Source organism: Streptomyces sp. NPDC051020 (assembly GCF_040683105.1).
Classification (GTDB): domain Bacteria; phylum Actinomycetota; class Actinomycetes; order Streptomycetales; family Streptomycetaceae; genus Streptomyces.
Window position 1 is genome coordinate 48,858 of the sequence record NZ_JBFBCG010000055.1, and the last position, 6,328, is coordinate 55,185.

Consider the following 6,328-nt stretch of genomic DNA (forward strand, 5'->3'; position numbering starts at 1 on the left):
CGGTGGCCGGGTCCCGGGCCCCGGGCGATTGTCAGTGCCGGGCGCTACGGTCGAATCCGACCGCACCTGGCTGGTTCACCGGATCGGAGACCGTGGATGACCACCGCCGACGACGTCCGCACGATCGCTCTTGCCCTGCCCGACACAGCCGAGAAACTGGCCTGGGGGCAGCCCACATTCCGGGTGGCCGGGAAGATTTTCGCCGCGCTCGGCGACGACGACGCGACGATGGGCGTGAAGTGCCCGGTCGAGGACCGGGCGGAGCTGATCGCCGCCGAACCGGAGAAGTTCTTCACGCGCGAGGGCCACGACAACACCTATGCGTGGGTCCGGGTGCGGCTCGCCGCACTGGACGACGTGGAGGAACTGACGGCGATCCTCACCGACTCCTGGCGCCAGGCGGCATCCCGAAAACTCCAGGACGCCCATCCGGAGTTGGGCCGGGTCGCGACCCACGGCGACGGCGCTGTCTGACCGGTGCTGGACCGGGAAGCGGGACGCGTTGGGCGCGGATGCGGAAGGGCGCCGGTGGCGGATACGACCGGCCGCGGCCGCCCACACCCCGGTCAGGCGCCCAGGAAGCCGGTGATCCGCTCCCGCAGCCCGTGCGGATCCAGGCCGTGTGCGGCGAGGTGTTCGTCCATCTGTCCGTACCGTCGAAGCTCTGCCTTCCCCACCCCGAGCCCCAGCACCCGGTGCGGCAGATCGGCGAGTGCATCGTTGGCGGCGCTCGTCGACGTGCCCGCCAGGTACGGCTCGACGATCACCACGTCCGCCGTCTTCCGGACCCCGACCGCGCGCCGGAGCCCCGCCGCGTCGAAGGGGCGCACGGTTGTCGCGTACAGCACCGTCACATCCAGGCCGTCCGTCGCTGCCAGGACGTTGTCCAGCATGGGGCCGACGGCGATCACCGCCCCGTTGCTCCCCTCTCGCACCGGCGTGAACCCGGCACCGACGCCGACTGCCCGGGCCCGCTCGTTCTGCTGGAGCGAGAGCCGCAGGTAGACCTTGTCCTCCCTGGCGGCAGCCTGCCGCAGCAGGGCCTCCGCCTCGTCGGGATGGCCCGGTACCTGCACCGTCCAGCCGTCGAGGGTGTCCATCAGTGCGACATCGCCGGGTGCCATGTGAGTGACGCCGCCCGCGGGCCAGTCGTACGAACCTCCGGCGCTGACCAGCACCCCGGACACGCCCTGATGCCCGAAGTCGAGCTTCACCTGCTCGAAGGGCCGCTCCACCAGGAACGGGGCGAACGTATGCATGATGGGTCGCATCCCGGTCAGTGCCAGTCCGGCCCCCGCGCCGACCAGCAGCTGCTCCCGGATACCTACATTGATCACCCGGTCCGGATGGGCGCGCGCGGCGCGGTCGAAGCCGTCCCGGCTGATCTCGGCCAGCACCACGGCGAGCCTGGGGTCGTCGTCCAGCAGCCGCGACGCGGTGGTGATGAAGCGGTCACGCATGGTGTCCATGGATCGGTTCTCCCTCGTTCTGAATCGCTGAATCGTTGGTGTGCGGTGGTGCGGCGGTCAGTTCTTGGGGGAGACGCGGGCGACCACGGCCCGTGGCTGCTCGGGGTGTGGTGCCGTGTATGCCGCGTACAGTGCCTCGTGGTCGCGCCCGTCCACGGTCGCGGCCGACCAGCCGGCCGCCTCGAACCGGGATGCGATGCCGCCGGGCCACCCGAAGGTGGCGGAGGCGTTGTCGATCACCAGGGTGTGCAGCTGCTCGAGGCCGGCCGGGCCGGCGTAGGCGATCGCCTCGTGGTTGCTGCCCTCGTCCAGCTCGGCGTCACCGATCAGCACCCAGACCCGGGGGAGGGTCAGCCCCTGTGCCCGGAGCCCGAGCACACTGCCGACAGCCAGCGGCAATCCGTGTCCCAGTGAACCACTGCCGATCTCCGCGCCGGGGACGAGCATGCGGTCCGGGTGATGCCCCAGCGGTGACTCGTACCCCCCGAATCCGGGCAGCAACTCCTCGTCGAGGAAGCCGTGCGCGGCGAGGACGGCGTAGTACGCCATCGGTCCGTGCCCCTTGGAGAGCAGGAACCGGTCCCGATCCGGGGCGTCGACGGTGTCGGGGGTGACGCGCAGCACCCGGTCGTACAGAACCCAGAGGGCGTCGAGGGTGGAGGTGGCGGCGGGCCCGTGCTTCTCGTCGCCGGTCATCAGGCTCATCAGGCGGTTCAGGTCACGGTATGTGTGCGCCGGAGCGGCGGCCTTGATCGTCATGCGACCAGCATTCAACCTCAAGGATGGTTGAGGTCAAGCATGGAATGGGTTCGTGAGCACCCGCTCAAGTGCGGTATTGTTCTCATGCGCGTTCGGCCAGGGGGAAAGCCCAGGTCAGGCGAGCATCGGGACGTGGCGCAGCTTGGTAGCGCACTTGACTGGGGGTCAAGGGGTCGCAGGTTCAAATCCTGTCGTCCCGACGGTAACGTCGCAGCTCAGGGGTCATCTACGGATGGCCCCTGAGTCGTATCCGGGAGCAACCGGGGAGCCCCCTCCTGCTCCCCATGCTCCCATCGCTCCCTGTACCACGACCCGCGTCAATATGGGGTTGACCTGCTGCCCCCCGTTCCGGTCGCTCCCCAGGCCACGGGCCGGCAAATACACCTATGGCTGGTCGAGGGGCACCACCGCTCCCGACCCAGTCAAATGAGGTCATCCCGCTTGACCCCCTTTGCGCCCCGGACAAAGCCCCTTGTCTGGCCGGTACTTCGCCCGGCATCTATCGCTGCGCGCGCCGTGTCGCGAAGTCCTGAACGCATCGCATCTCGTCGCCGCAGGTGAGCGGCCTGCGTGCGTGTCCCGGTGGGGGAGTACACCTGGTGGCTGCGACCCCGTGACTGCGTCGAGTTGATCTTGGCGGCCGTTGGGTTCCGTACGACGCCTTGCGGATCGGGGCTCTCCCAGCTGGTCGCGCGGACCGCCTCCACCTCGCCCGCGGCGAGAGCACAGCGAGCAGAACGAAACGGGCCGGCCCGCGAAAGCGCGGGCCGGCCCGGACTCCATGGCGCGTGGCGCTCCGCGGGTCGCTGCTCGTACCTCAGCCGGTGGTGTCGAGGCAGTTGTCGAACTCGTAGAGCGGGTTGGTGTGGACGCGTCCGTCGGCACCCGTGATCTTCTGCTGCCCGACCAGGTTGGCCGGTCCCTGCGCGGTGTAGCAGCCCGTGGGCTGCACGGCCACTTCGTAGGCGATGGCCAGGATCGGACCGGTGGGTGACGGCCACTGCACCTGACAGGACCAGTCGACTCCGGCTCCGCCCTGGGACTGGGGTATTTCCTGGCCGCCCTTGGTGCAGTGGGCTGCCATGTCCTGGGACGACTGGTCGGTGAACGAGCCCTGCAGCACGTTCTGCTGCAGCTTGTACAGGTTCATGAAGGTAGGTTCGATGGACGCCTCGAGCCGCGCACGGGTGACGTCCGGGCCGCTGCATCCGGTCGCGCCGCCGAGCAGCACGGCCACGAGTGCGGTGACCGCGGCGGACTTCGCGTACGCGCGCCTGCCGCGCGTCCGTCCGGCGGGTGACAGCAAGGTCATGTGAGCGTGCTCCTTTTCAGCCTTCGGTGAAGTCGCGGCGGCGCATGACGACGTAAGCGGCCGCCATGCAGATCACCACGTAGGCCGCACAGGCCAGGGATCCCTCCCTGAGCGGCCCGTAGTACGGCTGGTCGGCCAGTAGGCCGTGCCAGGCGTCGAACGGGGTGGTCAGCAGCAGGTGCCGAACGGGATCAAAGCCGTTGACGAACGCAAACATCTGCATCACCACGCCAACGGCGGCGGGGCCGAGCACACCCGCGATGCTGTTGCGCGTGACGAGCGAGAAGAGCAGGCCCATTGCGGTGAACCCCAGAACGGGCGGCAGCACGGTGACCCAGCTCAGCGCCACCAACACGGTGGCCTGGCCGGCCGGCACCAGGGTGCCGGACAGGTTGACGAACGGCTGATGGCCGATCAGGAGCAAGCCGGAGACGATGCTTCCGACCGCGACGGCCAGGACCACGGCCACCGAGTAGGTGGCGGCGGCGAGCGACTTGCCGACCAGGATGTCGGTGCGGCTGCGGGAGCGCGTCAGAATCGTCTTCCAGGTGCCGTGGCGGTTCTCGGAGGAGAACATGTCCCCGGCGACGAGGCAGCTCAGCAGCGGGAACGCCCACTGGCCTGCGAATCCCAGCACGACCAGAGGTATGGCGAACCCGGTGTCGTGCACCCAGCGGCCGAAGAGCGTGTCGGTCGGTTCGGTGCTCTGTACCCGCAGGGCCACGGCGAACGCGAACGGCCCAGCGAAGCAGCCGAAGAGGATCGCCCAGACCCACCACTGCGCGGCCAGCTTCGTAAGCTCCCACCGGTAGACCGCAGCGGCACCCCAGGAGCGGCGCGCCGGACCCTCCGGAAGCACGGCAGCGGGGAGGCTGCGGTCGACAGTCGTCTCTGTCATCGGGCTGCTCCTACCACGCTGTCGGCCGTCTGCGGCCGTTCGGGAGTCGTGGAGTCGGGATCGTCCGCCTGGCCGTCGCCGACCTCCTCCGGGGCTTCGGTGAGCATGTGGAACAGCGATTCCAGCGACGTCTGGACGAGACGGAGCCCGCGCACCGCGATCCCGGCCCCGGACAGGGCGAGGACGTAGTCGTCGAGCCCGTCCTGATCGGCCAGGACGGCGAGGCCGCCGTCCCGGTGCTTCTCCACCTTGATCGACGGCTGGGTGCGCGCCAGCACCAGCGCCTCCCGGTCGTCGGCGGTGTGCAGGCGGTGGGCGGGAGCCGGCGCCTGGGCCCGAAGATCCTCGATCGATCCGTCGTATACGACCCGGCCGCTGCGCATGATCGTGACGCTGTCGCAGAGAGCTCCGACCTCGTCCATGTTGTGGCTGCTCAGCAGCACGGTGAGACCACTGTCGCCGAGTCGGCGGACGAGCGCCCGCATATCGCGAATACCGGCCGGATCCAGGCCGTTCGCCGGCTCGTCGAGCACCAGCAGCCGGGGGGCGCGCAGCAGCGCGGCGGCGATGCCCAGGCGCTGCTGCATGCCGAAGGAGTAGCCGCCGACCTTCTCGTTCTCGCGGCCGAGCAGGCCGACCTGCTCGAGCACCTCGTCCACGCGGGTGCCGGCCGCGCCGCCGTCCAGGCCGGCCAGCAGCTCCAGGTTGGCCCGGCCGGACAGGTACGGGTAGAAGCGGGGGCTCTCCACCATCCCCGCGATGCCCTCCCTGAGGGCCGGGTCGTCGCCACGCCCCTGGGCCCTGCCGAGGATGCGCAGGGAACCGCCGTCCGGGCGGATCAGGCCGAAGAGCATCCGCAGCAGCGTCGTCTTTCCCGCGCCGTTGGGGCCGAGCAGGCCGTGGACGCGGCCCACCGGAACCCGGAGGTCCACCCCGGCCACTGCCGCGACCTCGCCGAAGCTCTTCGTCAAGCCCTGAAGTTCGATTGCGTACAGGGCCGCCGGGCTCCTCCCGGCACCAGTTCCGCCATCCACCCTGAGTGCCCTCCTTGCTTGTGATGATCGTTTGACTGCCTCAGCTTTGACCGCATCGGCACTCGAACGTGGGCAAACCGGTGATCGGCGGGCGACATCTGGGCCAACTTCTGGGGGAGTTTGGCGGACATGAGCTCTTGGGTGTCGTTCCGGGCCCCATCTGGGGCCCGGAACGACGCCGTTGCGTCACCCGAGCGGGCGGCCGAACAGCTTGATCTCCGCAGCCGCTGCGAGGTCCCCGCCGGCGCCGGTGGTCGCCTCGAGACGGATGTAACGCACGTCGGAGGCGCCGACCTCGGCGGTCTTGACACTCTTGTCGTTCGCCCATTCATCGGCGGGAGGGGAAGCGGCCGCAGCAGCCCGGCCAATGCCTCGCCGGGAGGGGTCTCCCCGCCGAAGGCAGGGGAATTGTCCAGGAAGCACAGCATCGGGTGGTGGCCGAAGCCGCGCTTGTAGGCGGCCGCTGCCCCCTCCTTGTCGGAATGGCAGGTGATCAGCGTGGCGTCGATGTCCAGGACCAGGCCGGGCAGTTCGCGCCCGCCGGCTTGGGCCCCGGGTATGCCGGCCCTGGTTTCGGCGCCCTGCAGCCAGGCGACCTCTCGCGCGGCTGCCCGCGCTGTGCGCAGTGCTGTGAGGGCGGCGGGATCGATGCCGGCCAGCAGGCGCCAGGCGGTCGGGGTGGAGGCCACCGGTCCGAAGACCTCGCGCTGGTCGCGCAGTAGGGCCAGGTCGGCGATCGCCTCGCTGCCGTCGGCGAGCATGACTCTGCTGCCCAATTCACTGCGGGGATGAGGGCGGGTCCGCGATGATCGTTCCTGAGGTCGCTTCTCCGTCGTGCGGCCGTGGAGGCGGTACG

6 protein-coding genes, 1 tRNA gene and 1 pseudogene are annotated in these 6,328 nt (G+C 69.8%); 2 read left to right on the forward strand and 6 right to left on the reverse strand.

Annotation, left to right across the window (positions count from 1 at the left end):
- Positions 1-96: 96 nt before the first annotated feature.
- Positions 97-474, forward strand: a complete 378-nt coding sequence (locus tag AB0N06_RS26535; protein WP_366137172.1) for an MmcQ/YjbR family DNA-binding protein — start codon at positions 97-99, stop codon at positions 472-474.
- 92 nt (positions 475-566) lie between these two features.
- Here the strand turns inward: AB0N06_RS26535 and AB0N06_RS26540 are convergent, their stop codons facing one another.
- Positions 567-1,469, reverse strand: a complete 903-nt coding sequence (locus AB0N06_RS26540; RefSeq protein ID WP_366137173.1) for a transketolase C-terminal domain-containing protein — start codon at positions 1,467-1,469, stop codon at positions 567-569.
- A gap of 57 nt (positions 1,470-1,526) precedes the next feature.
- On the reverse strand, positions 1,527-2,228 hold the full coding sequence (locus AB0N06_RS26545) for a transketolase (RefSeq protein ID WP_366137174.1): 702 nt from the start codon (positions 2,226-2,228) through the stop codon (positions 1,527-1,529).
- Between the two features lie 126 nt (positions 2,229-2,354).
- Between AB0N06_RS26545 and AB0N06_RS26550 the strand changes: the two genes are divergently transcribed.
- Positions 2,355-2,428: transfer RNA gene (locus tag AB0N06_RS26550), tRNA-Pro, on the forward strand.
- Positions 2,429-3,045: 617 nt separating this feature from the next.
- Here the strand turns inward: AB0N06_RS26550 and AB0N06_RS26555 are convergent.
- The 4 genes and pseudogenes from AB0N06_RS26555 to AB0N06_RS26570 form a co-directional block, all read right to left on the reverse strand.
- Positions 3,046-3,540 (reverse strand): hypothetical protein, encoded by a 495-nt coding sequence (locus tag AB0N06_RS26555; RefSeq protein ID WP_366137175.1) that lies wholly within the window; start codon positions 3,538-3,540, stop codon positions 3,046-3,048.
- 16 nt (positions 3,541-3,556) lie between these two features.
- Positions 3,557-4,438 (reverse strand): ABC transporter permease, encoded by an 882-nt coding sequence (locus tag AB0N06_RS26560; protein ID WP_366137176.1) that lies wholly within the window; start codon positions 4,436-4,438, stop codon positions 3,557-3,559.
- Complete coding sequence (locus tag AB0N06_RS26565; protein ID WP_366137177.1) at positions 4,435-5,409, reverse strand: ABC transporter ATP-binding protein; 975 nt, start codon at positions 5,407-5,409, stop codon at positions 4,435-4,437. Before AB0N06_RS26565 ends, AB0N06_RS26560 begins: the two co-directional genes overlap by 4 nt.
- Before the next feature lie 413 nt (positions 5,410-5,822).
- Positions 5,823-6,236: pseudogene (locus AB0N06_RS26570) on the reverse strand (transposase); the annotation flags it as partial.
- Positions 6,237-6,328 lie beyond the last annotated feature (92 nt).